The sequence below is a fragment of the Chitinophaga sp. Cy-1792 genome, from assembly GCF_011752935.1.
Classification (GTDB): domain Bacteria; phylum Bacteroidota; class Bacteroidia; order Chitinophagales; family Chitinophagaceae; genus Chitinophaga.
The window spans coordinates 801,250-826,731 of record NZ_VWWO01000001.1 but is presented as its reverse complement, the minus strand read 5'-3'; the positions used below and the strand labels follow the sequence as shown (position 1 = coordinate 826,731).

21 protein-coding genes are annotated in these 25,482 nt (G+C 42.0%); 9 read left to right on the top strand and 12 right to left on the bottom strand.

The features are described 5' to 3' along the window. The first annotated feature begins 94 nt into the window (after nucleotides 1–94). The gene (locus F3J22_RS03470; protein WP_167014327.1) at nucleotides 95–970 is read left to right on the top strand and encodes an AraC family transcriptional regulator; all 876 of its coding nucleotides are present in this window, start codon (nucleotides 95–97) and stop codon (nucleotides 968–970) included. Between the two features lie 95 nt (nucleotides 971–1,065). After that, nucleotides 1,066–1,455, top strand: a complete 390-nt coding sequence (locus F3J22_RS03465) for a nuclear transport factor 2 family protein (RefSeq protein ID WP_167014325.1) — start codon at nucleotides 1,066–1,068, stop codon at nucleotides 1,453–1,455. Between the two features lie 105 nt (nucleotides 1,456–1,560). On the opposite strand, the gene F3J22_RS03460 is transcribed toward F3J22_RS03465, so the two are convergent. From F3J22_RS03460 to F3J22_RS03445, 4 genes are all read right to left on the bottom strand, one after another. Next, nucleotides 1,561–3,060 carry a RagB/SusD family nutrient uptake outer membrane protein gene (locus F3J22_RS03460; protein WP_167014323.1) on the bottom strand — a complete coding sequence of 500 codons (1,500 nt, stop codon included), beginning with the start codon at nucleotides 3,058–3,060 and terminating at the stop codon, nucleotides 1,561–1,563. Between the two features lie 4 nt (nucleotides 3,061–3,064). Continuing rightward, nucleotides 3,065–6,673 carry a SusC/RagA family TonB-linked outer membrane protein gene (locus tag F3J22_RS03455; protein ID WP_167014320.1) on the bottom strand — a complete coding sequence of 1,203 codons (3,609 nt, stop codon included), beginning with the start codon at nucleotides 6,671–6,673 and terminating at the stop codon, nucleotides 3,065–3,067. A gap of 181 nt (nucleotides 6,674–6,854) precedes the next feature. After that, on the bottom strand, nucleotides 6,855–7,979 hold the full coding sequence (locus tag F3J22_RS03450; RefSeq protein WP_167014318.1) for a FecR family protein: 1,125 nt from the start codon (nucleotides 7,977–7,979) through the stop codon (nucleotides 6,855–6,857). Nucleotides 7,980–8,081: 102 nt separating this feature from the next. Further along, the gene (locus tag F3J22_RS03445) at nucleotides 8,082–8,678 is read right to left on the bottom strand and encodes an RNA polymerase sigma-70 factor (RefSeq protein WP_167014316.1); all 597 of its coding nucleotides are present in this window, start codon (nucleotides 8,676–8,678) and stop codon (nucleotides 8,082–8,084) included. A 518-nt stretch (nucleotides 8,679–9,196) separates the two neighbouring features. Here F3J22_RS03445 and F3J22_RS03440 point away from each other — a divergent pair. Continuing rightward, a complete protein-coding gene (locus tag F3J22_RS03440; protein ID WP_167014314.1) occupies nucleotides 9,197–10,177 on the top strand; it encodes an MBL fold metallo-hydrolase in 981 nt (326 codons plus the stop codon). A gap of 2 nt (nucleotides 10,178–10,179) precedes the next feature. Here the strand turns inward: F3J22_RS03440 and F3J22_RS03435 are convergent, their stop codons facing one another. Together F3J22_RS03435 and F3J22_RS03430 are read right to left on the bottom strand one after the other, a co-directional pair. Further along, complete coding sequence (locus F3J22_RS03435) at nucleotides 10,180–10,377, bottom strand: hypothetical protein (RefSeq protein ID WP_167014312.1); 198 nt, start codon at nucleotides 10,375–10,377, stop codon at nucleotides 10,180–10,182. A 533-nt stretch (nucleotides 10,378–10,910) separates the two neighbouring features. After that, complete coding sequence (locus F3J22_RS03430; RefSeq protein ID WP_167014310.1) at nucleotides 10,911–11,141, bottom strand: hypothetical protein; 231 nt, start codon at nucleotides 11,139–11,141, stop codon at nucleotides 10,911–10,913. A gap of 210 nt (nucleotides 11,142–11,351) precedes the next feature. On the opposite strand from F3J22_RS03430, the gene F3J22_RS03425 reads away from it, so the two are divergent. The 3 genes from F3J22_RS03425 (at nucleotide 11,352) to F3J22_RS03415 (ending at nucleotide 16,991) form a co-directional block, all read left to right on the top strand. Continuing rightward, a complete protein-coding gene (locus tag F3J22_RS03425) occupies nucleotides 11,352–14,612 on the top strand; it encodes a SusC/RagA family TonB-linked outer membrane protein (RefSeq protein ID WP_167014307.1) in 3,261 nt (1,086 codons plus the stop codon). A 20-nt stretch (nucleotides 14,613–14,632) separates the two neighbouring features. Then, complete coding sequence (locus tag F3J22_RS03420) at nucleotides 14,633–16,117, top strand: SusD/RagB family nutrient-binding outer membrane lipoprotein (RefSeq protein ID WP_167018296.1); 1,485 nt, start codon at nucleotides 14,633–14,635, stop codon at nucleotides 16,115–16,117. A gap of 64 nt (nucleotides 16,118–16,181) precedes the next feature. Further along, complete coding sequence (locus F3J22_RS03415; RefSeq protein ID WP_167014305.1) at nucleotides 16,182–16,991, top strand: hypothetical protein; 810 nt, start codon at nucleotides 16,182–16,184, stop codon at nucleotides 16,989–16,991. A gap of 7 nt (nucleotides 16,992–16,998) precedes the next feature. On the opposite strand, the gene F3J22_RS03410 is transcribed toward F3J22_RS03415, so the two are convergent. From F3J22_RS03410 to F3J22_RS03400, 3 genes are all read right to left on the bottom strand, one after another. Next, the gene (locus F3J22_RS03410) at nucleotides 16,999–17,592 is read right to left on the bottom strand and encodes a DUF6624 domain-containing protein (protein WP_167014303.1); all 594 of its coding nucleotides are present in this window, start codon (nucleotides 17,590–17,592) and stop codon (nucleotides 16,999–17,001) included. Between the two features lie 44 nt (nucleotides 17,593–17,636). Then, a complete protein-coding gene (locus F3J22_RS03405; RefSeq protein WP_167014301.1) occupies nucleotides 17,637–18,944 on the bottom strand; it encodes an NAD(P)/FAD-dependent oxidoreductase in 1,308 nt (435 codons plus the stop codon). A gap of 78 nt (nucleotides 18,945–19,022) precedes the next feature. Beyond that, nucleotides 19,023–19,946, bottom strand: coding sequence for a glycosyltransferase family 2 protein (locus F3J22_RS03400; RefSeq protein WP_167014299.1), 924 nt, complete (start codon nucleotides 19,944–19,946; stop codon nucleotides 19,023–19,025). A 261-nt stretch (nucleotides 19,947–20,207) separates the two neighbouring features. Here F3J22_RS03400 and F3J22_RS03395 point away from each other — a divergent pair, with 261 nt between their 5' ends. From F3J22_RS03395 to F3J22_RS03385, 3 genes are all read left to right on the top strand, one after another. Beyond that, nucleotides 20,208–20,588 carry a hypothetical protein gene (locus F3J22_RS03395; protein WP_167014297.1) on the top strand — a complete coding sequence of 127 codons (381 nt, stop codon included), beginning with the start codon at nucleotides 20,208–20,210 and terminating at the stop codon, nucleotides 20,586–20,588. Nucleotides 20,589–20,963: 375 nt separating this feature from the next. Continuing rightward, complete coding sequence (locus F3J22_RS03390; protein ID WP_167014295.1) at nucleotides 20,964–22,187, top strand: site-specific integrase; 1,224 nt, start codon at nucleotides 20,964–20,966, stop codon at nucleotides 22,185–22,187. 84 nt (nucleotides 22,188–22,271) lie between these two features. Then, a complete protein-coding gene (locus tag F3J22_RS03385; protein ID WP_167014293.1) occupies nucleotides 22,272–23,333 on the top strand; it encodes a nucleotide-binding protein in 1,062 nt (353 codons plus the stop codon). A gap of 46 nt (nucleotides 23,334–23,379) precedes the next feature. Here the strand turns inward: F3J22_RS03385 and F3J22_RS03380 are convergent, their stop codons facing one another. Genes F3J22_RS03380 through F3J22_RS03370 form a run of 3 tightly spaced genes read right to left on the bottom strand, consistent with a single transcriptional unit; the run spans nucleotide 23,380 to nucleotide 25,425 of the window. Further along, nucleotides 23,380–24,111 carry a hypothetical protein gene (locus F3J22_RS03380; protein WP_167014291.1) on the bottom strand — a complete coding sequence of 244 codons (732 nt, stop codon included), beginning with the start codon at nucleotides 24,109–24,111 and terminating at the stop codon, nucleotides 23,380–23,382. Next, complete coding sequence (locus F3J22_RS03375) at nucleotides 24,080–24,697, bottom strand: hypothetical protein (RefSeq protein ID WP_167014289.1); 618 nt, start codon at nucleotides 24,695–24,697, stop codon at nucleotides 24,080–24,082. Before F3J22_RS03375 ends, F3J22_RS03380 begins: the two co-directional genes overlap by 32 nt. Then, complete coding sequence (locus F3J22_RS03370) at nucleotides 24,694–25,425, bottom strand: TIGR04255 family protein (RefSeq protein ID WP_167014287.1); 732 nt, start codon at nucleotides 25,423–25,425, stop codon at nucleotides 24,694–24,696. Before F3J22_RS03370 ends, F3J22_RS03375 begins: the two co-directional genes overlap by 4 nt. Nucleotides 25,426–25,482 lie beyond the last annotated feature (57 nt).

Genomic DNA, 25,482 nt, shown 5'->3' with positions numbered 1-25,482 from the left:
AAGGCATTACCGCCTCAGCAGCAAAGCTACCTTTTCCATGAATAGTTTAAATTTGCATTAAGATATTTTTCTTAAAAGTGTGAAAGATAAGACCATGCAAAAAACCATTCAAATACCTACCCGGTTGGAAGATAGTATTGATGCTAAAAACAGTCTTGCTCTTGACGAGGTTCCAGTAATAGAACAATGTATTCAAAATACGGATGAGAAAGGTGTACTGCATATCGAAGAACATGCATTGCTGCTTATTTTGGAGGGCAGCATTTCTCTTTCCGCCGGTGAACAGGCACTTACAGTCTATAAAAATGAATTGACGCTTCTGAAAAAAGGAACCGTTCTGAAATACGAGAAAAAAGGGGATCAGCAAAAGGACAATATCTATCATGAAATGGTGGTGATTTTGAAAGACAATCTCATAAAATCCTTCGCTGCTGCCGCTGAAAAAATAACCCCCAAAGAAGCTAATGGAAAAGTCAGAGCGGGTGTACACACAATGACCGAATGCCTGATTACTTTTACAGACTCACTCCGTCCGTATTTCAATCATAGCCCGGAAGTATATGCCGGACAGCTACGCCTGAAATTAACAGAAATGCTGTACCATTTGGGGATTGGAAACAGTAGTTTATTTCATGAATTAATGCAGCTTCGTCAGCCAGTGCAAACTGAAATCCGGGAGGTAGTAGCGCAAAATCTGACTTCACCTGTCTCCCTTACAGAACTTGCCCATTTATCAGGCAGAAGCCTTTCCAGCTTTAAAAGGGATTTTTTACATATCTACAATCAGTCACCGGCGACATGGATACGTAATAAACGTTTGGAGAAAGCTAAAGAAATGCTGGAAACAACCCAACTATCAGTATCGGACATTTGCTTCTCCCTGGGTTTTGAAAATCTTTCCCATTTTTCAAGAATATTTAAAGACTATCACGGCCAAAAACCTTCTTTTTATAGAGAAGGACTAAAATGAACCAAATAGAAAAGTAAACTGAACGGGATAGAAAAACAAAGGATAATACCCCATCCTACTTTTGTATGTAGTAATCACTATAAAAAAACAGAAGTATGGCAGTAACAGAAAACAATAGCGTTCAGGAGTATAAAGCAATAGTATCCGTTCTGGAAAATTATGTGGAAGGGTTAAGAACAGGCAACATAGAGCGACTCAAAAAATCCTTTCATCAGGATGCCATTATGTATGGCTATTGGGAAGAATATTTTATTGAAGGCGGCATCTCAAATCTTTATGATTCCGTAGAAAAACATGGAGCCGCGCCACATTTCAGCACCCATATTGACATCCTGGACAAAACGGAAAACACGGCCCTCGCCCGTATAAGATATGAAAGAAATGCTGCAGATAAAGACGGCGTGGATTATCATTCATTAATTAAAGTGAAGGGCGAATGGAAAGTGATTTCCAAATTATTTCAGATATCGGTAAAGCAGTATTAGTTTTTTAATCTACTCCTTTACCAAATAATTAATGGTGCTTTGTAAAGTATAGACATACCTTACGCAGCACCATTTTACTTTTTATCAATCTTAATCAGTCGCCTCTTAGTTGAGTGGGTTCTGAACTACCACTCCGTTAGTATTATTAATCTCATCCTGTGGAATAACATACTGCCATCTTAAATCTCCGGCAGGAACGTCCATTATACCACCAGTAAAGCTTGCATTGTGGTTACCACCATTTCTGTTTAATGGTGCATTCAGGCGTTTCAGATCTGTAAAGCGGAAACCTTCTCCCCATAACTCCACACGACGCTGGGTCATGATTTCATCCACCAGGGCATCTCCGGTTTTAACACTCTGAACATAGGCAGCATCACGCTGATGAGCCAGCGGATATAGCGCAGCAGCAGCTTCTGTGAATTTATTATTTCTTGCCAGCGCTTCTGCTTCGATCAGGTACATCTCAGCTACACGCATAATTGGTAAATCTGCCACACTACTTCCAGCATCCGCCACAATGAACTTGCAGTTCATATACGGATATCTCGTACCAGCCGCAGGTATAGAAGTATTCTTACCGGTAGAATCCCAGAGTTTTTTACGTATATCCGTGTCCGTAATTTTTGCATACAAAGGAGCAAAAATCGCTTTAGGACAGGTTTTGATGTTAGATGACCCGAAATTGCAGGACATATACGCAAAGAAAGAGTAGAAGTAAGTCGTTTGATCTGCCTGCTGGTGTACGCCCCAGATCCATTCAGGATTGGTATAATCGTTAAACCCGGCGGTATACTGCGCATTCGTCATCAGGTTGAAACCAGTTCTGGAAAGCTTTGCATAATAGGCAGCAGAATCCCAGTTTTGTTGTGTCAGCGCCACTCTGGCTTTGATACCCTGTGTTACGTTAATGTTCAGGTGAGACGCGTTCGGACGTTTGAAATCTTTCAGCAATACCATAGCCGTGTTCAGGTCATCATTGATTTGCTTATACACATCTGCAACGGTATTACGTGCTACCACAGGGGAATTCGGTTTAGTCTTGATAGGCAGACCCAATCCATCGTTTGTACCTTTGGCATCGAAACGTACACCAAACAGCTGGATCATCTGGAAGTATGCCCAGCCTCTGTAGGCATAAGCTTCTCCTTTAATTGCCAGTTTGTCTGCATCCGCACCGGAAGCCGCATCTGTGTTAGCGATGATCATGTTGGCATTCGCAATGATCGTATAATAAAACAGGTAGTTATAATAAGGCGCAGAGTTAGTAGCGATGCGGTGCGAAATCCACTTATAGTTATTATTAAGCCATCCGTTACCGGCAGAAGGCATCACCAGATCTTCTCCCATCACATCATTATACATCATATTGGCACTTTGTCCGCCCTGATCCTGCTGGCTGTAAAACTGAGAATACATGTAACGGTGTATACCGTTTACAGCAGCCCATGCATTGGCAGTAGTACTGAATGCATCTTTGGTAGCTACCTGGTTGGTTGGATTGGTATTCAGATAATCCTTGCCGCAAGAAGCTAACACCAGCGCTGCCAATGACAGTGCTACGTATGTCGCCTTGCCTTTATAAAGCGAAAATATCTTTCTCATAAAATTAGAAGTTAAGATTTACACCCATGGTTATGATTCGATTGTAGGTATAACTGTTGGCAGTAGTACCATTGAAGGCGCCATTCACGTCCATACCTTTTCTTGCACTGAACATGTGCAGGTTTTCACCTGATACATACACGGTTGCTCCTTTAGCAGTAATGCGCGACAGTACCTGACGAGGAACAACATAAGATAAAGTGATGTTATTGATATTCAGGTAAGAAGCACTTGTTAACCAACGATCACTGGCTGCGCCATAGTCTGAAGTACGGCCGTTGTCCAGGCGTGGAACATTGGTGATATCACCAGGTTTCTGCCAGCGTTTAAATATATCAGTAGATAATGCATTACCATAGGAACCGCTAGACATCAGGGATGCATAGGCGCCATCATAGATTTTACCACCGATCTGGTAAGTCATCACGATGCCAAGTGTAAGCCCCTTATAGGTGAAGCTATGCTGCAGGCTACCATATAATTTAGGAATGGAGGACTGACCAACATACATCAGTTTAGCGTTGCTGACAGAGCTGGTTACGGTATCCTGTGCTCCGGTTGTTTTATTGGTAATGATTTTTGTATTACCAGGATTTGCCGGGTTGTAGGTTTGTGCAGTATATAATGCATTTCCGTTATCAGGATCAACACCATAGAAGTGACGCAGGTAATAATCATAGATAGAATGACCAACGCTCAGCTGTTTGGAACCATCAATGATAGAAGATGGGTTATCCGGCATTTTGGTGATCTTGTTCTGCAAGGTAGTACCATTCACGGTCAGGGTGTAGCTGAAATCTTTTGTTTTCACGATCTGGCCAGTCAGCTGCAGTTCCCATCCGCGGTTGTACATATTACCAACGTTCTGCTTAACGGTGAATACAGCGGTAGTAGTACCGCCATTATCCAATGGCTGCGGCACACTGAAGATCAGGCCTGATGTATTACGATTGAAGTAATCGATGGTACCTGTCAGGCGATTCTTGAAGAATCCGAAGTCAATACCCATGTCCAGGTTGTAGTTGGTTTCCCATTTCAGATTAGGGCTACCTAACGTTCCCTGTACGAAACCAGGTGCAGTACCATTGTTTCTGCCGAGGTTATAGAAAGCCTGGTAGGCATAGTAGCCTAAACCGGCATCATTACCCAGTTTACCGTAAGAACCTCTCACCTTCAGCTGATCAACCCAGTAAACATTAAAGAACTGCTCGCGTGCGAGGTTCCAGCCAGCACCAACAGACCAGAAATTATCCCATCTTACGTCAGGGCTGAATCTGGAGTTACCATCGCGACGCAGAGATGCGGACAGCATGTATTTTCCTTCGTAATCATAGGTAGCTCTCGACAGATAGCTTTCTACCTTTTGATTATCTACATAGGAAGTAGTGGAGTTAATGGTAGAAAAGTTTGGTAATTCAGTGATACCATCCACGATCTGACCCTGTTTGTAACCTTCCAGGAAGGCGTAATTCAGGCTGTAATTTTCATGGCCGGCGAGTACACTTACGTTATGCTTGCGGAAAGACTTAGTAAAAGTCAGCAACTGGTTGAAAGTATAGCTTACTGTTTTTTCGGTATATCTGTCTGAACGACCGGCAGGAGCACCATCACCGATAATATTATTATCGTAATTCTGCTGGAAGTTATTTTCAATATCTGTACTGAGGTTGGTGGTAAATTTCAGGTAGGGGAGGATAGAGATCTCTGCAAAGCCTCTGCCACTTAACAATCCTTTGTTCTGCATTACCTGGTTCAGCATATTTTCGTAGATAGCATTTCTGCCGGCAGCAAAAGGACGGGTCAGGCCGATATCATAAGTCGGCTGCCCATCAGTGCCAATGATATATGCACCGGTTGCATCATGCGCATGTACAGGATAAATAGGCCCAACGTTTCTGGAGAAAAAGAAAGGATTCACATATCCGGTGTTACCAGAGCTGTTATCCTGGTTCTGTTTGATGTAAGTACCGCCGATATTCATACCGGTTTTGAACCAGGTAGTAGGACGTACATCTATATTCAATCTGCCGTTGAAGCGTTTCATGTTGGATTTAATCAGATAACCTTCCATATCAGTATAGCCGAAGGAGCCATAATAGGTAGATTTATCACTTCCGCCGCTGTAAGACAGCTGATAATTCTGTCTACTACGACCGCCTTTTTCAGCAGCTTCAGACCAGTTCAGGTCTTCAGGATACAGGAGTCTGGCAGCAGGATTTAATTTTCCATCTATCCCAACGATTTCTTTCCCGGCAACATTATACGGGTTGTATGCCAGCAACTGGCTGATATCGCTATAGGCTTTATTTTTATATGATTGCAAACCAGTGTTGGCGCCGGTAGTGATACGGGTATAGGTACCTGATGCAATTTGGTTGGCAATATCATTAGGCAGGGAGTCTGCACCAAACTGAAGGCTGTTTCTGTATGCTTCCCACATTAAAGGGTAGTAGTCGTTGGTACCAACGCGGTCATATTCAGGCAAACCTCTTCTTACAATACCATAATTAGCTGAAAAGTTAAGCTGTGGTTTGTTTTTATTGCCTTTTTTGGTGGTGATCATTACCACACCATTAGCTGCTCTGGAGCCATATAATGCGGAGGTAGTCGCATCTTTAAGTACAGATAAGGATTCGATGTCTGCAGGATCGAGAGAAGAGATAGAACCATCATAAGGCACACCATCCACTACAAAAAGTGGAGAGGAGGAAGCAGAATAGGAGCCGTAGCCTCTCAGGCGTATACCAGGACCCGCATCAGGAGCACCACTGGAGTTGGTTGTCTGAATACCTGGAGCAGCACCTACCAGTGCATTTGCCACGTTATTCAGCGGACGTTTATCAAAGGTTGAGCTTTCAATCTGCGTGGCAGGGCCGGTATACAAAGCTTTCTTTGCAGTACCATAGGCTACAACCATTTCCAGGTCAGCAGCATTTAAAGCCAGGCGTATACTAAGATTGCCCCTTCCATCAGCAACGATATCAGATTGCTTGTAACCCATGAAGGAAACAGAGAGTACAGCCCCCGGATTACAGCTGATGGTAAAATTACCTGTTGCATCTGTTACCGCGGCCAATTTGGTGCCTTTGATAACAACAGTAGCGCCAGGCAATGCCTCACCCTTTTCATCTGTTACCTTACCGGTAACTTTTATAGGATCAGCAGCCACTAGAGAAGTTTCTGCTGCATTTACCGTCGCTTTTTTCAACTTGATAACTACAGTTTTGTCTACGATTTCGTAGGTAAGGTCCTGGCCTGCAAAGCATTTACGCAGTACATCATTGAGGTCTTCATTATGTACCTCCAGGGATACGTTTTTTGCCAGACGAAGGTCTTTGTCTGAGAAGAAAAACTGGTACCCGGACTGGCGTTCAATTTCTTTGATAACCTCTGCCATCGCTGCATTGTGCTTGACAATGGTAAGTCGCTGACCAGCAACTTTTGCTTCTGCACCTGCGCTGCAAATGAACAGCAGCAAAATCATAAATTTGATAAAATAGCGCAGATTAAATCGGGAGGAATGTCTGCCTTTTAATAGTGGCAATCGGGATGTTTTGACAATAGCATCGCTGACCTGGTATGAATCCAGGACGTCATAAGCAGTAAATTGCATATTTTCGTTTTGTTTGGGTTCTTAAATCATCAGTTTGATTAATTACAGTTGATACAAGTCTGATATATACCCATACTTTATTCGCCGTTCCATCTGAACCATGGAACGGTTTTTTTTAGTGCTGAATATACTTTTGGTTGATAAAGATTATTCTATTCCGGCATAAGCAAAACAGGTCTTTTTAAGATTTAATAATTATAGTTCTGTCTCTGAATTCAAAATTTAATTTGCCTGTAACTTCCAATATATGCAGTAGTTCTGCCAGTTTCACATTCCTTGAAATACCCCCACTGTAGGTTTCTTCAAACGTTCCTTCGTACTCAATATTTACACCATACCAGCGGCCTACCTGGCGCATTATAGTGTGAATATCCACGCTATTGAAATGGAAATTCCCATTTTTCCAGGCCACTACATTTTCTACATCAACATTTTCCAATAATTGCATTTTTCCGGAGCGGGCAATCATTACCTGATTTTCGGGACGCATGATTACATCGCGGATTTTCAATGCTCCTTCTACCAGCGTGCCTTTCAGATTAGGCTCGTCCGTATAGGCATTGATGTTAAAACTGGTACCCAGGTCCTCAAAGGTCTCTGAGCCGGCTTTTACCCTGAAATTGATTCCGGTTTTATGTGTAACCTCAAAATATACTTCTCCGGTAATGCTTACTTCACGGTCTTTCCCCGCAAACGCAGTAGGATAGGTGATAGACGATTCTGCGTTTAACCATACATGTGAGCTATCGGGCAGCATTACCTTGAAAGTACGTCCTGTTGGCGTAGTGATGGTGTTATAAACGATATCCTTACTTCCGCTTTCCGGATGATATTTTATCTGATCCTGGTCTTTAACAATAGAAGTACCGCCCTGCGTGGCTATGACACCATTCCCTGCTGAGTCCAGCAATACTGTTTCTCCATTGGATAATGTTAGGATAGCGCCCGTTCTGCCAGGCAATACCTTTGCAGCTTCACTATATATAATAGATCGCTTGGTATTCCGGAAACTTGTCCACCAGAAGAAACTCATGGCGGAAACAAGCAATAACAGCGATGCCGCGGCATACCAGCGGTACCGGTTCAAAAAGCGGATTTTGCCGGCAGGACGCACGATTTCGTCTGTTTGTTCCATTATTTTACTGAGCATACGCAAACGTATGTCGGTCGCATCCTGTTCGGGTATTTCCCAGTCGGAGCCCTGCTGTACCTTCTTAAACCATGCCTCTACTATTGCGTTTTCCTCGGCAGTACATAGTCCCTGCTGGTATTTTGCCAGCAATTCCCGTGCTTTTTCTTTCTGCATTTAAAAGTGCTTTCTAATGATTTTGGTAGAAAAAGTAACTCCGTCCTTTTATAAGTGACATGACAGAGAAAATAGTGGACTATTTTCTCAAAAAAAAAATTTTCATCTGAAAATAATAGACACAAAAACGCAGACGGATAAGTCTTTCAGATGAATCCGGAGAAGTTTTAAGGCGCGATGGATCTGCTTCCTGACAGTTTCTTCAGAAATATTCAGCCGGGTGGCTATTTCATGATAACTGAGATTATATTCCCTGCTCAGGCGAAAAACCTGTTGCATTTTTCCGGGAAGTTGCGCAATGGCAGCCTCCAGCTGCAACCCCATCTCTTTATTATTAAAGGCTTTTTCGGGGGCAGGCTCATTGAAATATGACTCGTCCATGAAGTGTAACAGCAGCTCCTGATAAGTATTCCTGCTGATATTCCTTTCAATATGTCTGACAGACATATACCTGGCGCTGGTAAACAGGTAGCTGGATAATGAAGTATTGATTGTCAGTTCATTTCTTCGTTTCCACAGGGAAATAAACAATTCCTGAACTATATCTTCTGCTTCCAGCTGCACTTTTACAGCACGCATAACATATACCAGCAGCTTATCCCAATATCTGTTGTAGATGATGGAAAATACTTCTTTATCATCCTGTCGCAAAAGCTGTATCAGCGCTTCGTCTGATAAACTGTGATCGGAAGTATGCATCGATAATAATTATAATACCCCTCCAGAGAGTGAGATAAGATAATTCCTGTTAAAATGGCGGCAAAGGAACTCTTAAGGAAAAGGCCAAGTTAAAAATTATTGTTAACGGCAATCGTTGTGCTACATTGTCCAGTCTTATTATCGCGTATTCACTGTAAATGTATGTTTAAACACTTATTTTTTGGTTGATGATTCGTTGTTATAAGCAGTTTAGTATTAATGAACTCTCAAAGAAAAGCAATAGTAAAAGTTAGCAAAATTTTGTGAAAGATACGTATATCATCTTAACGGCACAAGATAGCCATAATTTTTTGCCGGTGAAAATTCAATCTCCCAGTTCAGGCTTCTAAAGATATAGTCCACTTCCGGCGTAATCTACATCATTATTTACAGCTATTCTTCTTTTTTAAATCACTGATACTCAACAATAGTACCCTTTTAGTAAGTAGGATACCAAAATGTATCCACTTGTTTTAAATTTATTACGCAGGTAATTTCGCATCAAATTAAACCCAAAAATGGAAAGAAGAAGCTTATTGAAGCAATTAGCCCTGGCAGGAATAGTAACCGCCATCCCGTTCAGAAAGTTATTGGCATCCGCACCCCTGGCCCCCACAGGCAGACCATATCATCAATTTAAACTTGGAGACCTGGAATTATTCACCATTACAGACGGGTTCCTTCATTTTGATCATATCCAACCCGATATTGCAAAAGGTGTTCCCCGCAAACAGGTGGATGAACTACTGGTGAAGAACTTCCGCCCTGTCAATGAGATGGATATGAGCATGAATATCCTGTTGATCAAACACCTGAATAAATTTATCATTATCGATACCGGCGTTGGTGGTTCATACGGTAAAGATTCCGGTTGGCTGCAATCGTCCCTGGCAGATGCCGGCATCTCCCCGGACAGTATATCCGACATCGTTATATCACATGGTCACCCGGATCATATCGGGGGAGTCCTCACAAAAGAAGGACAACCCGCCTTCCCGAACGCGACCGTCCACATCAGCAGGATTGAACACGATTTCTGGATGGCCCCTACCCAGGACTTCTCCAAATCAACTTTTGAAAATAAAGACCTGCTACACACCTTCGCATTAGCGACCAAAAATACACTGACCACCATCAAACCTAAGCTTCGCCTCTTTGAAGATGGCGACAAGCTGTTTGATTGTATCCGCCTGGAAATAGCTCCGGGTCATACACCCGGACATACGGTAACGCATATATTTTCAGGAGGAGAGGAGCTGGCCCACGTAGCAGACCTGGTCCATTCTGATGTATTACTGTTTCCACACCCGGAATGGGGCTTCAATGGCGACACAGACCTGGAACTCGCAGCGGCTACCCGCAGAAAGGTGCTGGCAGCACTCGCCGAAAAAGGCAGCAAAGTATTTGCCTACCACCTGCCTTGGCCTGGCATCGGTCACGTCAGAAAAAATGGAAATGGATTCGAATGGGTAGCTGAAACCTACGCCATCCCCGGATGATATCATTCTACAACGGAAGGCTGCTGCAAGGCAGCCTTTCTTTTTACCACCAATAACACAATAGCGGCGTATAGGAGTGCACTTATTACCGGCAAACCAATCAGCTCAGAATAACTGATATAATAAGACCAGCTGGAGGATAACATATCTCTATTGCTGAAAAAGATAAATATATAGATCGTCTCTGTAAAAAAACTCATTATAAATACTGTTATTACCAAACAGGTAACGACAATACTATAACGGAGTTTCTTTTTAAGAAAAAATAAAGCAGGTACCCCCTTTAAAATTACCAGTAGTGTAAGAAATGGTATTCTATATCTTACAAATAGTCTATTATCCGACGTATTATTCCTGATGAGATTATTATAGAAAAAATCTCCCAGATAAAGCAACAGAAATGACCATATAACTATCATACCTATACGATTAGATACAGTCAGATATGACTTCCGCATCGATTTCAGACCAGGCAAAAACAGCGACAATAGTAACATTAGTATTGAAGAGAAAATATAGCCAATGCAGGCATAGCGCAAGTACTCGAACAGATATTCCATAGGTAATGATTCATCCAAGATACATTTTTATTGATTGTCATTGCTCCACATTACTAGTAACCTCACCTTAACATTAAGTTCATGATTAGTTAACCTTCAATTTTAACATTTCATGTTGCCCTATTTTAGCTTTGTTGTAAATGCGTTCCCGTTCAGCCATATTGCTTTCCCTTCTAATCTTCAGGATATTCTTTATCCCTGTATGGTTTAGCTGCAACGTACACCAGTTCCACGACCCAGCCACTACCTTCGAGCATATACGTATTCATAAAAGACGTTCCTGGCTGATTGATGAAAAAGCCACTGCCGAAGCAATTCAGCTCGAAGAACAACAACAACAAAGGATTATCCCGCTGATAAGACTTATCAACAAACTGTTCTTCGCTGTAAGGTCGATTGCACAAAAAATTTCTTCCCCATCTACCATAAACGATGCGCCGCTGTTTCTCCGACATCGTGTTCTTAGAATATGATACCCCCATGCCTGTTTCTGTATGCGTTTACACGCATGTAAAGAAATAGTTTCTCCATCCCTCCATTGCACTCGTTCATTGGCCATCAACTGGCCATAGGGACGCCATTTGTCTATTCGCCTTGTCAAACAAACTTACATTATGCGAAAGCTATCAGTTTTATTGCTCCTTTTTTCACTATTTCTCCCTATACTTTTTATTAATCCCACCGCTGTATATGCACAGTCGGCACAGGTAATCACCGGTAAGGTGGTAGATGCAGAAGATGGTTCACCTATTATCGGGGCAATCATCAGCATAAAAAATGCTAAAAGAGGAGCTGTCACCAATGCCACCGGAAACTTCTCCATCAACGGTAAAGAAGAAGATGTTATCAATGTTAGCTTCATCGGCTACAAACAAGCCACTATTACTATTGGCAAACAAGCTACCCTCAACGTTTCACTGCAGCGCGACAACAAAGCACTGAGTGAAGTAGTCGTTACCGCATTGGGTATCAGCAAACAATCCAAAGCACTGGGCTACGCCGTGCAGACCATTAACTCCAAACAGCTGACCGAAGCGCCAGACCCCAACCTGATCAACAACCTGGGCGGTAAGGTGGCCGGCGTATTCGTTACCAATGGCGGCGCCGGCGTGGGTTCTACCTCCCGTATCGTTATCAGGGGAGAAAACTCTTTCAATGGTAGCAATCAGCCACTGTTTGTGGTGGACGGTGTACCTATTAATAATGAAACCTTTTTTAATAACGCCATCGAAAACTCTTCCAATCAGGGTACCTGGGCAGAGGTAGACTGGGGCAACGGTGCGGCCGAAATGAACCCTAATAACATTGCCAATGTAACGGTGCTGAAAGGCTCCACTGCTGCAGCATTGTATGGTTCACGTGCCGCAAACGGTGCTGTAGTACTGACCACCCAAAAAGGCAGCAGCGAGAAAGGAAAGATAGGCGTTACTGTTAACAGCACTACTACTTTCGAATCTCCACTGAAACTTCCACGCCTGCAAAATGAATACGGCGCAGGTGTAAACGCTTATCCGTTAAGTGGTACACCTAATACCTACCAGTTCGTAAATGGTGGCGGCGGTAATGAAAACAACATTCCTAACTGGGGACTGAAATTCGATCCCAGTGTGAAAGTAATTCAGTTCGACAGCCCTACCAGCGACGGTTTACAAGCCGGCGACCTGGTCCTCCGCGGCCTTAATCCCAGTGCAACTGTTACAGCTACGCCGTGGGTAGGTCATGCGGACCACTTCAAGAACTTCCTCCAGACGGGTCTTACTACACAGAACAGTGTTGGATTTGGCGGTACAACAGACAATGGTAGCTATCGTTTTTCTGTTGATCAGATGTATAACAAAGGTATCTTACCAGGAACAGATCTGAAACGCTATGGTGTTGCATTACGCGCAAATCACCGCTTCAGCGACAAACTTACTTCCGACTTCTTCATTAACTATATCAACAGCAGTAGCAGCAATCGTCCGAATATCGGCTACGGCTCTGAAAGTGTGATGTATACCTTCTTTGGTGTATATGGTATGCCGATCAACATCGACATCAATTCGCTGAAAAAGCAATGGCAGACAGGCAGAGATCAGCAAAATCAATTCCGTTACTGGAACAACCACGATAACCCTTATGTGACCCTGTTCGATAATACCAACAGCTTTAATAAAAATCGCCTTATCGGCAATGCATCATTGAAATATGCCATCACACCGCAGTTTGATGTTATGCTGAGAACAGGTTCTGATTTTTATGCAGATATGAGAGAAGGACACCGCGCCTTTACCAGCGTGCGTTTCCCAACAGGTGGCTTCAGAACTGATAATGTGAATTATTTCGAAAATAACACTGACTTCCTCTTCAGCTACCACAAAAAACCTGGTAAATTATTCAATGTCAGTGCTTCTGCGGGCGGCAACAGGTTTATGCAGAACGTCACCTACACCCGTGACATCGCCAATTCATTGATTACACCTGGACTCTATAATTTCTCCAATGCACAAAGTCAGCTGCCTACACTCTATCAGAAATTTGACAAAGTTGTATACAGCCTGTATGCATTCGCCGACTTCGATTATAAAAGCCTGATCTACCTGAATATCACCGGCAGAAATGATCATTCCAGCACGCTGCCTAAAGGCAACAATTCCTACTTCTATCCATCTGCTTCCCTGAGTGGAATCATTTCCGATATGGTAGCACTGCCACACGCCATCTCTTTCCTGAAAGTACGCGTATCAGCAGCACAGGTAGGACGTGATGCAGATCCATATTCTATCAGCAATACCTATGTTACCAATACACCATTCAACAACTACCCGTTAACAACAGGTAATAACGTATTGGCCAACAACAATCTCAAACCATCATCTACCACAACAACTGAAGCAGGCCTCGAAATCAGGTTCCTGCATAACAGGTTAGGCCTGGATGCAACTGTGTACCAGTCTAATACCAAAGACGAAGTGGTACAATTACCAATCGCGGTATCTTCCGGTTATACCAATGCTTATGTGAATGGTGGAAAGATCAACAACAAAGGTATTGAGCTCATGCTAACGGCAGCGCCTGTACGTTCAGCGCATCCCGGAGGATTCAACTGGGACATGAACTTCAACTTCAGTCACAACGTAGGAAAAGTTGTTTCCCTGCCTGACGGCATCGATACCTATGTATATGCACAGGTAACGCAGTACGACCGCTACTATCGCGCTATTCAATACGATGCAAAAGTTGGTCAGCGCCTGGGTAATATGTATGGAAATGCTTTTGTAAGAGACCCACAGGGCAATATAGTATATAACAATGGTGTTCCTCAGTTTACCACTACGCAGAATTCCCTGTTAGGCAACTACAACCCGGATTTCATTCTTGCCTGGAATAACGAGTTCAGTTACAAAAATTTCAACCTGAGCTTCCTCTGGGATTGGCATCAGGGTGGTAAATTCTTCTCTTATACTGAACTGGGTGTACTCGCTGGTGGTATGTCTGTTGAAACCCTGGAAGGCAGACAAACAGGTATTATCGGTAAAGGCGTTATGCTGGACGGTTCCGGAAAATACGTTCCAAATACTGTAAAAGTTGATGCTGCCACGTATTACAACGGCTACTACAACGCATCCAACAATGAGGCTTTCATGTATGATGCATCGTATATCAAATTACGTGAACTGCGCCTGGGATACACCTTCAAAAACATCTTCGGTAATGCATCAGGAGCTAAACTGAACTTCTCCCTGGTGGGAAGGAATATACTGGAATTCACCAAAAACAAAGATGTTGATCCTGAAACACTGGCATTGCGCGGTCAGCAAATACTGCCAGGAACAGAGTTCCTCAGCATTCCTTCTACAAAAAGCCTCGGATTCTCTCTGGGTCTTAGTTTCTAGTAATTTAACCTGAATAAAAAATGAAAAAGTATATATATATCCTGGGTATAGGTATTACTGCATTACTAAGTGCCTGTTCTAAAGAACTGACCAATACCAATAAAAACCCCAACGCCCTCGAACAGGCGGATGCAACTACCTTGCTGTCCAACACGATCGTAACTGAGTTCTATAACAACTCAAACATCGTATGGACGCTGGGTAACGGCTACAGTCAGTATATGACTTTCAGCCAGTCTTACTACGATCAGCCTACACGATACTCTCCGGTTACCAACGAACCTTACTGGATACCATTGTTTGAAGCTGCCCGTGACGCCAATACTTTATATACACTGGCCCAGCAGAAGAACAACCCAATGTTGCAGGCCGCGGCGCTTACCCTGCGTTCCTACGCATTCGCGCAGCTGACCGAACTCTGGGGCGACATTCCTTTCCTCCAGGCACTCAAAGGCAATTCCGGCGTATATACACCAGCGTATGATTCGCAGCAAACCGTTTATACAGATGCCGGACAGGGTATTATTCCAAGTCTGAGAAAAGCGGATAGCCTGTTAAAAGCCAATCCTGCCGGACTGATAGAAGGGGATATGCTGTATTCTTCCAGCGTTACCAACTGGAGAGCTTTCATCAATGCACTCAGGTTACGTTACCTGTTAAGGGTATCTTCTAAAATGGATGTATCGGCCGAAATGCAGTCTATTATTGCTGATGGCGCCATTATGCAGAGCGCTGCACAAAGTGCCGCACTGACATTACCAACGGTAACACCGTATAATTTTGTGAGTCTGACAGAGCGTTCCGGCGACTTTGCCGTTAAGTACATGAACAGTACGCTGTATGATCAGTTTGTAGCTACCGGCGACAGCTCCCGCATCAGTGCGTACTTTGCGGTGAATACACTGACGCCGTCAGGTGCTGCATTCAGTTTCAATAACTACGGCGGTATGCCATTAGTAGTTGATGCAACTACCACACAAACTAATCAGAGCTCCAACTTCAACGTATCTTTTACCAAAGGCACCAATACGGCGCTTATCAAAGCACGTGTGATCACTTATGCCGAACAGCAGTTTATTCTGGCAGAAGCAGCCATTAAAGGCCTTGTTTCCGGCGGCAACAGTGTGGCAACCACTTACTATAACAGCGGCGTAACAGGTGCATATGCAGAAGTCGGGCTGAGTGCCGGCACTGCGGCCAACTATCTCACACATGCTGCCGTTGCACTGGATAATTCCTTACCTGCCAATGCGTTAAAGCAGATCATTACTCAAAAATGGCTGGTGAATATCAACAACGGTTTCGAAGGATGGATAGAGTATAGGCGTACGGGTTATCCTGCCTTCCAGACGGGAGGTTCCGCCAATATGAACAACGGCGTAATTCCGACCCGTTTCCTGTACCCTACATCTGAACAAACAATCAACAACACCCATTACAGTACAGAAATTACTGCAATGGGCGGAAAAGAAACCACTACCTACAAAGCCTGGTGGGAAAAATAGTATTACAATCGCCGGACAATAAATCATCATTGTCCGGCGATTTATTGCAATAAACACGTTGAACATGACCTATACGCAGGCGGAAATACAGGAACTGTTTATTAAGTTTAACCGGTTAAGCAGGTATGAAGATAGAATCAGGTTATATGACCAGCATTTTAATATCCTCCCTTTTACGTTACCTGCCTTTGAGACCAATCTATATAATTTTTTTTCTGATAAAAACCTGGAACAGTTTGATGCAATCCTTTGTCAGGAGAGGAGATCAAGTATTGATTTGAAAAAATCATTTCTGTTTGATAAAGAACAATATACCTTTAGCATCAAACCGCTGAACTCCAATTACAGCACAATCAATACCTATTTCATCGAGCGTTTTCTGCATACAAGGGAATATCTTTTTGCACACCATCAGGAAGATGAAAATAATGATGCGGAACAATTGCTGTTAGCCGCCAAAGAAATGGTAGCTGTGCTGGAAAATAAAATCACACACGACCTCAGAAGAAATGCACTCACACAGTATGCAACTGTGTTCTTCAGGGGCTTATCAGATTTCAACACCTGGAAAGTGCCTACAGTAACCACCCGCCGTAAGAAGATCATCGAGTTATATATGTATGCTGTTGGATTTTTGTACGGAGAATATATGCATGCATTACAGTATTATCAGTCAAAGAAAGATGCGGACAATTTACCGGTAGGTATTGAAGAGAAGCTGTTGTTATTGCAGGAGTTTGGCTTTATAGATGCCATCAGGAATCGATTTCCGTTTTTAAACAAAGCGGACCTCGACAGGAAAATAGCAGAGATTATTTACAGGATAACCGGAGAAAAAATCTCCTCCTTTTTTGGTGTAACGAAGCGAGGATAGCGCTGTATCAGTGTCCCGGATAATCGACACCAAATTTTTTGGCAGCTTCCGACAGTGGCGGCATCCCTTTTTCTTTTCTTCGCTTATCAACGTTGGCTTCATCCTCTATTGGCGCCAACTGCATTTTATCTGTATTATAGCCTGTTACAGGGTCTTTTATGGGCATATATTGTGTTCCGTATAGTTGCTTTCCTTCTTTCTCCAACTTAACACGGTCAATCATTTTTACCAGAACAGGCCACTCAAGGTCGTGCTTTTCGGTAGCGCGTGTAAACTCCGGCAAATATTTTTCCTGATCGGCTAATTCCGCATGCTGAATTACATAGAAACATGCAGAGGCTGCCTTCTCTCCAAAGACCTGTTTTCCCGGATTTCCCATGGAGTCCAGTATTACTCTTACACGTTTCAGGTTAATTGCATCCAGACTATCCTGCATTTTCCATAATGCGATATTTTCGTGGGCAGTAACGGATTTGCTTAATTGTTCCCTATATCGTTGATCATCATCATAAATACTGTTTAGTTCAGCTTTTAGATGATCTATCCGTTGTTGGTTAGTATTGCATGCTAGCAGTAGCAATAGGAGTGGTAGCTTTTTCATAAAATGGAATGATGAAGAAGATACAAAAATCCGCTGCAATCTCACTACATGTTTAAAATTAAAGCCGCAGCATTTTTCCCGCTACTCAATGCAGCTTCAACAGTTCCCATTGCGGGACCATCATAGAGGTATTCACCAGCGAAGTATATTGTTTGCTCCACTGCCTGCGATAAAACCTTTCTGGCGTCGGCACTTCCAACTTTATCATAGGCATAGGAGCCGCGGGTGTAGGGAGCAACTGTCCAATTGGCTACGTGCCAGCCCTGGAGATTACTTTGGAGTGTCTCAGGGGCCAGACTGAAAATATTACCCAGAGATTGTAATGTCAGCTTAAGAATTTCTTCTGCCGGCAAATCCTTCTTCGCCATGGCCGGAGGACCTCCCAGCCAGCCAGTAAGCAGTGGGTTATTTACAGAAGTCTGTGTCCAGAAGGTGGGCACCTCTTCCCCGGAAGTAACCAGCAGCGTGGTGGATGGGCCGTTTTCAGGCGCATTAAATACTTTATTTTCAGTCCAGAAGGGCGTTTTGAACTCGAGTAATACTTTTATTATAGCGCCGTAACCAATATTCTTTAAAGCCCTATCCTGTGCGGGAATTACAGGATCAAACCTCACAGCTCCAGCTGATTCAGTTGTTGCCTGTAACATTCCCAGCGGAAGTGCTACTATCACTTTTGAAGCATTATATTCATTACCATCAGTTGTGCAGATGCGCACCATATCTTTTTGCCAGTGTATTTCAGTGGCTGTTTTATGCAGTAGTATTTCATTTCCGGCGGCAGTAATGGCATCTGCAAGAAATTGTATCATCTTTCCATAACCTTCATCTACGCGATATTGTGCATCATCATCCTCATGGCTCCATTCATTCCTAACGGCGAAAGTACTGATATCATTCACGTCACCGGTATCATAGCCATTTACAAAACCTTCGATCTGGGTACGCATATCTGTATATTCTTCTGTGGAGAAATGTTCCTTCAGAAATGCCCTTAGCGGAACATCTTCTTCTTGTTGGTACATTTTCTCCAGCAGCGCATCCCAGCCGGTAACTGTTTCGTTTCCTTCCTGAAATACGCCATTCCGGGAGCGTAACATTTTAAATTGTGTGTTGGAATAGGGGATACCTGCTTCTTTCAGCAGGTCCAGGGTAACGGGCAGGTTACCGTGAACAAATTCGGCTCCTAATTCAGCCTGGGCAAGGTTGTCGTGATGATGTACGGTATTGATTCTTCCCCCGGTACGATCACGTGCCTCCAACAACGTGACACTTTTTCCTGCCTTCATGAGCGAATAAGCGGCCATGAGGCCAGCGGCGCCCGCACCTATGATAATTACATCCGGATGTTTCATAGCTTATACTGATGGGTCAACGTTAAGAAAAAGATATTAACAGTATGTTATCCTTACCGCTGGTAGTTCAATTTTTTATTAAACTACTTTAAAGAATGTTTTTATACAGAACAAAAATTTGCGGAAGCCCGAATATTTCTTCAATGCCAGCACTTCTTCGCGATATTTGAAAAAAGTAGACATACGTACAAAACGGTTTACCAATGAGGGATGTTGGTAGGTACGGTTCAACACTTCAAATACTTCTTTTTCTTTGCCTTCAGGGCATTTTTCAGCAAATAGCTGCATATTTTTTCTGGCTTCTACGATTTCCCGGTTCTTCTTGTCTGCCTTTTTTCTTGCTTTATGTGCATCTTTATTCCCGGTATTTACATTGCAGTCGTGCTGCCGGTATTTTACCAGTGGCTGATCCACAAAGAGGATCGGGCCGAAAAATGTGGCAACGAAGCCAATCCAGCGGTCATGAATCATCGTATCAGGAAAGGGCAGGGATCTTTCAATAACTTCTTTTTTGGAAATCATTGCATGTCCGGCGATGCTGTTACCTATGGCGAAATTTAGTGGCGTATTGAAATTCTGCTGATTTCTTTTGTCAGAAAGACGGTACCCTAAAGACTTTCCGTCGAAGTCTACAAATTCTGAATCACAAAATGCCATAGGATAGCCTTTCGACATTTCCTCCATCATCACCGCTATCTTCTCCGTCAGCCAGATATCATCCTGATCACAAAATGCGAAATAATCGCCCTGAGCCAGCCTGGAACCCTTCTCGAAGTTTTTGATATAACCCAGGTTTGTTTCATTTTCATACACCCTGAAATTGGCATACCGTTCTTTATAGCTCATCAGTAAATCATAAGATCCATCTGTGGAACAATCATCAATAGCAATAATTTCAATATTAGGATATGTCTGGCTTAACAGGCTATCCAGTTGGGCCGGGAGGAATCTAACGCCATTATAGACAGCCAGGATAATTGAAACCAGCGGTGCGTGTGTCATTGTAGGTTTGTTGTAGCGTGTTGTAAAAGGTGTTAAATATATAAAAAATACATATAAGACCTGTCCGATAACTTCGGAACAAGTCAAAAGGTTTTTCTGTCGCGTTTTTTATCAATATGTTTTAGTTCTGCATCAATTCATTTCAGGCTGTTATTTTAGAAATATATATCAAAATTACAATTGAAGTTATCGTGAAGCAAGAAAAGCAAATATAAAGCTCCGTTTGGAGGTGTATATTGTTCTGTCCAACTAATTAATGCTATGACGTTCGATCAGCTATTCAGGCAATGGGTGGAGGGCATAACCAGCAATTATTCACCCGATAAGCATATAGTAGCCTATTATTTCGGGATATTTCAATCGCCGTCGTCTTACACCCTTTACCTGACAGGCACAAGTACCTATGACCTGGATGATGATGATTGGGCATCAAACCTGGAAGAATTCTATCTTAAGGACAGCTACCTGGAATTGCCAGCAAACGGATACGATCATTTATCCTGGGAGGCAATGCTGGCTTTGGTCGTAGGAACGGTTACTGAATTTTGCCAATCAGACACTTTCCAGCAATCATTCCTGCGCAGGGCAGAAGTCATTGCAACCGGTTTTGATGACGGTGATTTGATCATCCTCAAAAAATGATGCGGAGGTCCCAAATGAGAAAATGAGAAAGGCTTAGGAAGGCGTCTGTTAGGGACTTTGTTAGGTAGATGAAAAAATACACGTCGAAGCAGGAGGTATGCAAACTGTTTGCAAACGAAAAAAGGCTTTCAGCGCTATATCGCTAAAAGCCTTTACCAGTGTGTGCTCCCAACAGGGCATGATCCTGTGACCCCCTGATTATGAGTCTCTAAAATTCATGCTTTTAGTTACCTGCAGTTACTGCTGAACACGTCAAAAGACCTTACCAGCTGCGCTTTCAATTGTTTTTATACTTAGACTTGCGTCATGTCATTTCGGAATGTTTTTTAGAAACATGTATCAAAATATGTATCAAAAATACGCTCTAAAGTTATCATGAAACAAGATAAGGTAAACGTAAAGGTAGTTCCAGATACTCGAAGGTCCAAAACCGGGGAGCGTTTCCCGTTGAAACTCCGTATCACCTATAAGGGTATACGCAAATACTACGCTACCGGCTTTGATGCTACCCCGGAAGAGTGGGAGCAGCTCAACAGCACCGAAGCCAAAGGCAACCTCCGGCGCATCCGCCAGGAACTAGGCATTATCGAAAAAGATGCAGCACGATGCTGCGAGGGGATTGTGCCTTTCTCTTTTTCCCAGTTTGAGTCCAGCTTTTTTGAGGAAAGGATCTATACGGAGTCGGTAGAAACATTATATAATAACTATATATCCGAACTCCAATCAAAAGACCAGCACGGCACCGCTGACTCTTACACGACCTCCATCAACTGCCTGAAAAAGTACCGTCGCAGCCCGCAACTGGGGCATATCACGAAAGAGTACCTGGAAGGGTTTGAGTCGTGGATGATTTCCCGTGGCCGCTCCATTACTACGGTAGGTATTTACCTGCGGCCACTGCGTACCATTATGAACATTGCCCGCGAAAATGGGCTCATAAAGCCGGAGACCTATCCTTTTGGGAAACGTAAGTACATCATTCCTACCGGGAAGAACATCAAAAAGGCCCTGACTAAAGCACAGCTGAAGCAAATCTTCGAGTATCCTACTGATCCGGGTTCCGGCATGGAAAAGGCCAAAGACTTCTGGATATTCAGCTACCTGTGTAATGGCATCAACGTGATGGACATTGCTTTACTGAAGCATAAAAACGCGCATCCATCCTACATTACCTTCCTACGGGAAAAGACGAAACGCACCACCAAAGGGAGTCCGGTTAACATCGTCGCCACCCGGAACACCTATATTGATGGGATCATCGCCAAATGGGGCCAGGCATATACTCACCCTGAAGGCTATATTTTCAACATTGCCGAAATCGGTGATGATTCAGTAACCATTCGCAAAAAGGTGAAGCAATTCACCAAGAACACTAATAAGTGGATGAAAAAGATGGGAGAGGAGCTGGGCTTCGAGATGCCGGTGACTACCTACGTAGCCCGACATTCATATGCTACGATTCTTGTTCAGAGTGGAGCGCCGCTTAAACTTGCCAGCACCAACCTGGGTCATCAGAGCCTGATGACCACGGAAAGGTATTTTGCCGGGTTTGAGATGGGGGTTCAGGCAGAGTATGCGAGGAAGTTGGTGGAGTTTTAGAACGAAAAAATAAGTTTATATTTAGGTTTCATTGGAATTTTCCCTAAAACTGTTTGAACCATAATCCCCTTTGAAGGCACCAAAATGAAACCAAGAATTTTTGTCGGATCATCTGTTGAAGCATTAGATATTGCATATACAATTCAAGAAAATTTAGAATTCGACGCCACAGTAACGGTATGGAACCAAGGCGTCTTTAACCTTTCCAATACGGCGTTGGATGATTTGATATCAGCCTTAGATAATTTTGATTTCGGCATTTTTGTCTTCAAGCCCGACGATGTTACCTATATTAGAAGCGAGAAAAAGAATACAATTCGAGATAATGTAATTTTTGAATTGGGATTATTTATAGGTAGATTAGGTAAAGACAAGGTGTTCTATTTAACACCAAGAAATAGCCCTCCCTTTCATATTCCAACAGATTTATTAGGTATAACCGCTGGAACTTTTGACGTTAAACGAGAAGATAATAACATTAAGGCGGCTTTAGGCCCATTTTGTAACCAAATAAGAGCACGCTTAAAGAATTTCGTTTATAGTAATCTAAGTGTCTTAAGAGAGGAGAGCACAGAATGTAAAAGGCTAGCTATTGAAAAACCTAATTGTTGGAATTATCTTTTGGCTGCGGAACTCCTTTCAAACAAGCTAATGGAGATCCATCAAGGCTACATCGATCTTGAAAAAGGACATATTTTTCAGAAGGCAAAAATATATAATGCAGAAGAATATTTCATTTGGTTTCAAGAAGCCATTGAAGACATGAAAAGATTCACAACTCTAATCCCAGAATTGATAGATGATTTAAACAATTCCGTGGTTATTTCTGACGAAGGGGATCGTATTTCTAATATAAAGAAATCTGTAGATAGAATTCTTAACTTTTGTCGAGAACTAGTCAAATGGGAATATCTGCGTATGGAAATTGAACCTCCAAGAGAACTAGCTGAGGTAAAAACAATAGCCAAGGGATGGTCGAAGACTTATTTTAATTCAATAAATTCTCTTCCATTGGAAATAAAACGAAAAATTGAAGTTGAAAAATCGCCTGAGAATAATGGCGATTCGAAGTTTATTAATGTCGATTCTCTTAAAGGGATAGATAAGGCTATAAATATTTTTGCCGAATACTTCGCCACTCTCTAGCCATACATTCGAACCCAGTATGAAATTGAAGAAATTTATGCCGCAGTTATTTTGTATATGCTGTTGTCCTAACTTTGGGTACTACAGGACATTTTTTGAGAGCTTTGGCTGAAATAAGATGATAAATACTTTGCGTCAAGTTTTCCTTCCATCTAGAGTTGGCGTCCTTTATAGCTTTCGCATTTTCATGCAGAGATTCCCTAATAGTGAATTCAACATGCCAATAATTCGCATTACTCGGCTTATGGACAATTTCGACTTTGGCTATAACATTCGCTGTTTGACCAACTTGCTGAGGTATACCTAATTCTGTTAACAATTTTTTAGCGGTTGCGTCATTAGGTCTAGAATACGGAAATTCAATGTTTTGTAGATCTTCAACAAAAAAGTAAATAGGGCAATACACCTCAAGTAATTTAATATCTTTTAAATATTCGTTGAGTTTTATTTCTCTAATTGAATCCCAATATTTCCCAGCTCCGCCTGTCTGATTAAATTTTAAGTGCTTAATTTCATAATTCCCACCTAGCAAATTCATTGATAAACCCGGTATTCTTTGATCAAGAATAATGTTATCCACTAAGTTTTCAAACTCATTAAAAGTATCTCCAATACATTTATCTGATCGTCTTAAGATCACATATTTATCTTGTCCATTTAAAATGTTTATATCTATAGGATTTATATAGTTACCACGAGGTAATATATTTTTGGGATAAGTAAAAAATACTATAGCAGTATCTTTTTTAGCTTTTAAGAAACTTTTTAAATCCTTCAATGAATCCTGTAAGTTCCATCGCATTGGTCGAAATCAGTTCACGATTAATAAAATAACTAAATACTATCTCATCAGTTTCATTATTGACGCTAGAAGAAATCATTAACATTTTATTCTCAGGAAATAATAGAGTATATTTTAATGAATTATTCTTGGCAATCTCAACAGTTGCGTCTGAGCATTCAAGCTCCGAAATTTTAAAGGCCGTTTTATAAAAATGATTCTGAAATAATTTTCGATCTAAGTTCCTAGTCTCCGATTTTCCTAATGCCAGTTCAAACTTACGTGTATACCTCTCCATATTTGTATCTAAATACTGAGGGAGATTTGTATCATAGACACGAACTTGGTCAAAGAACTCTCTGGCTTGTGAAATTTCCCAACCATTATTATTTAAAATATCAAGATGTCTGATCCTGCCGCTCCTTGCTTTGAGATTTTCATGTGCCAATCTTAGTCTATTTTCATTATTCTCTACCCCCCAAATTGCTGACGGAACGGAAACATCCTCCACAAGAATGCAGATATTTATTGGATTATTTAAGAGTTTTAATTCGCCATTAGTAACATCTATTGCAGCACTCATATTCTGTCGTATTTAGGGTTAAGAGTTTGCAAAAACGCATTATCTAACATGGAAAAAAATAACCTTTTTTCTTCGGCATGTAAATTATCGACGATTTCAAAAATGTTATCATCAAGATCAATATCACTAAATTCTCTGCATGCATCAATATCAATCAAAGTTCCTATTCTAAATTCATTCGCGGTTGATGCTCTTGCATTCTTAACTATTTGAACTTTCAATAGCACATTGGGATCATTACTAGGATTAAAAGATGTTCTATATAAATTTAGATTCTCTTTATATCCTTCAAGGTTGAATTGAGGTATTTTAATAAATGTACTCTCTTTAGTTAATTGCTTTTCAAACAGACTCACATATCTCACACTTATTCGTTGAATAGAACGTACAATTTTCATTTCAATTAACGTAGAAAGTTGTGTGCGAATAAATGGAAAATAATTCCCCCATAACTGGTAGTCTCCCATGTTCTCAAAAGAGATTGCATTTCCATTAAACGCTATAGCATATTTATCATTGCTCATCAAAAAATCTGGAGCAAACTTCATCAACTCATCTGCAATCCCTGGATCCTTTGACACCTTCGTTTCTCTTAATATTGGAAAAACATCTTTAAACTGAGAATAGAAGGCTCCAACGACTTCATCAGGTTGAATATTTAATACGTATCGAATTTCAACTCTTGATGACAATAAGGGATTAGGCGTAATTTCAACTGGAAGTTTCATCAACCGAGTTATAAAAGTTAAAAGGTTTGCAAAGATACGACTCTTTGCTGAGGTTCC

Coding starts and splice junctions, on each gene's coding strand:
- F3J22_RS03450 (WP_167014318.1), bottom strand. CDS start 7,979: ATGCAGAAAGAAAAAGCACGGGAATTGCTGGCAAAATACCAGCAGGGA.
- F3J22_RS03435 (WP_167014312.1), bottom strand. CDS start 10,377: ATGAGTTTTTTTACAGAGACGATCTATATATTTATCTTTTTCAGCAAT.
- F3J22_RS03460 (WP_167014323.1), bottom strand. CDS start 3,060: ATGAGAAAGATATTTTCGCTTTATAAAGGCAAGGCGACATACGTAGCA.
- F3J22_RS03390 (WP_167014295.1), top strand. CDS start 20,964: ATGAAACAAGATAAGGTAAACGTAAAGGTAGTTCCAGATACTCGAAGG.
- F3J22_RS03410 (WP_167014303.1), bottom strand. CDS start 17,592: ATGAAAAAGCTACCACTCCTATTGCTACTGCTAGCATGCAATACTAAC.
- F3J22_RS03470 (WP_167014327.1), top strand. CDS start 95: ATGCAAAAAACCATTCAAATACCTACCCGGTTGGAAGATAGTATTGAT.
- F3J22_RS03455 (WP_167014320.1), bottom strand. CDS start 6,673: ATGCAATTTACTGCTTATGACGTCCTGGATTCATACCAGGTCAGCGAT.
- F3J22_RS03370 (WP_167014287.1), bottom strand. CDS start 25,425: ATGAAACTTCCAGTTGAAATTACGCCTAATCCCTTATTGTCATCAAGA.
- F3J22_RS03405 (WP_167014301.1), bottom strand. CDS start 18,944: ATGAAACATCCGGATGTAATTATCATAGGTGCGGGCGCCGCTGGCCTC.
- F3J22_RS03375 (WP_167014289.1), bottom strand. CDS start 24,697: ATGAGTGCTGCAATAGATGTTACTAATGGCGAATTAAAACTCTTAAAT.
- F3J22_RS03420 (WP_167018296.1), top strand. CDS start 14,633: ATGAAAAAGTATATATATATCCTGGGTATAGGTATTACTGCATTACTA.
- F3J22_RS03415 (WP_167014305.1), top strand. CDS start 16,182: ATGACCTATACGCAGGCGGAAATACAGGAACTGTTTATTAAGTTTAAC.
- F3J22_RS03465 (WP_167014325.1), top strand. CDS start 1,066: ATGGCAGTAACAGAAAACAATAGCGTTCAGGAGTATAAAGCAATAGTA.
- F3J22_RS03440 (WP_167014314.1), top strand. CDS start 9,197: ATGGAAAGAAGAAGCTTATTGAAGCAATTAGCCCTGGCAGGAATAGTA.
- F3J22_RS03445 (WP_167014316.1), bottom strand. CDS start 8,678: ATGCATACTTCCGATCACAGTTTATCAGACGAAGCGCTGATACAGCTT.
- F3J22_RS03400 (WP_167014299.1), bottom strand. CDS start 19,946: ATGACACACGCACCGCTGGTTTCAATTATCCTGGCTGTCTATAATGGC.
- F3J22_RS03385 (WP_167014293.1), top strand. CDS start 22,272: ATGAAACCAAGAATTTTTGTCGGATCATCTGTTGAAGCATTAGATATT.
- F3J22_RS03395 (WP_167014297.1), top strand. CDS start 20,208: ATGACGTTCGATCAGCTATTCAGGCAATGGGTGGAGGGCATAACCAGC.
- F3J22_RS03425 (WP_167014307.1), top strand. CDS start 11,352: ATGCGAAAGCTATCAGTTTTATTGCTCCTTTTTTCACTATTTCTCCCT.